Source organism: Pedobacter psychrodurus, from assembly GCF_004331735.1.
GTDB classification, from domain to species: Bacteria; Bacteroidota; Bacteroidia; order Sphingobacteriales; family Sphingobacteriaceae; genus Pedobacter; species Pedobacter psychrodurus.
In genome coordinates this window covers 1-1,376 of record NZ_SJSO01000056.1, presented here as the reverse complement: position 1 = coordinate 1,376, position 1,376 = coordinate 1, and the positions used below count along the sequence as shown (strand labels likewise).

At 42.3% G+C, this 1,376-nt stretch carries 1 protein-coding gene; it reads right to left on the bottom strand.

Going from position 1 to position 1,376, the window contains the following annotated elements; all coding sequences use genetic code 11:
- The coding region (locus EZ456_RS24975) for an IS1182 family transposase (protein WP_131534939.1) at positions 1-1,284 on the bottom strand (1,284 nt) is incomplete at its 3' end.
- Between the last annotated feature and the right edge of the window lie 92 nt (positions 1,285-1,376).

The window sequence follows — 1,376 nt, the reverse complement described above, 5'->3', positions numbered from 1 at the left end:
ATAAAAAGGACATTTCTTGCAGTCTTTACATTGGTACTCTTTAATTGCAGACTGGTAGCCGGTTCGTTTATGGGTTTGAAAATAGCTGGACTGTAAGGTAAGTTGTTTTTCATTCGGACAGGTATAACTGTCAGTACTTGCATCATAGCCGAAGTTATCTTTCAAAAAAGGATTCTGACGGTAGCTTTGCTTTTGTTCGGCCTGATAAGAGGGAAACTTAAGGTAGTTGTTTATCTGTTTGCTCTCCAGAAGTTCATAGTTCTGCTCTGTACCAAAGATGCTATCTGCAATGATGGCCCGTGGTAAAACAGGGCTTTGCTGCTCCAGCTTTTTCAAATGATCCTTAAAGCAGGTTCCGTCATTGGTATTTTGATGGATACTGACAGCTATAATAAACTGGTCTTCACAACCTGCAAGCGCATTGTAGGCAGGCAATAGCTCATCATTCTTCATCCGCATTGCGGTAGCCTCATTATCTGTTTTATTATAACCGCTTCGCTTGCCAGCCAGTTCGATCTGTTGCTCATAAACCGCTATGGTAACTTCCTTCTGCTTTAGCTTTTTCTTCAGACTCACTGCCTTGCGTTGCTGCTTGCCGGTAGATGAAGTAATAACTGCATCCAGTTTGTCGGCCTGCTCGCGGATGGTATCCGCCGTTATTTCCCTGGCTTGTAACCCGCGTTCTTCCAGGTCTGTTCGCAAATACTGTTTATCCTCAGCAGCATTAAGTGCATCTATTTCCTTGAACAACTCCCGGCACTTTTCCTCTGTACCGGATTTAAACCGCTCAGCGTTCTTCTTCCATACCATTTTATGCTTATTACAATCGGCCGAGATCGTACTGCCATCACAGAAGTAGTTCTCCATTTTGATATAGCCATGATCCATCAAAAACAAAAGCATCTGTTGAAATAGTTGTTCTATTACTTCCTTTGCCTTTGAACTACGAAAGTTATTGATCGTTCGAAAATCGGGTCGGCTCATGCCGGATAACCACATGAAGTGAAGGTCCTGCCGCAAAGCTTTAGCTATCTTGCGCCCTGTGTATATCTTAACACTATAAGCATACAGCAAGATCTTCAATAACATCCGCGGATGATAAGCTGTTGTTCCACCGCCTTTGTATTGGTTGATCAGCCCGCTGATATCCAGCGAATCAACAACAAGGTTAACCACCCTTACAAGATCATGTTCTTCGATTAACTCATCAAGCGAAGGAGGTAATAATAGAATTTGTTGAGGTTGGTAGCTTTTGAATTGTGCTGAACTTTGTATCTTAGCCATATAGTAAATTTCTTTCGCACTTAAATTTACTAAACAGCCGCTGCTTTTTCAAGCAACGGCTGTACTTTCTTATACCCTTTTTAGTCAGCCCC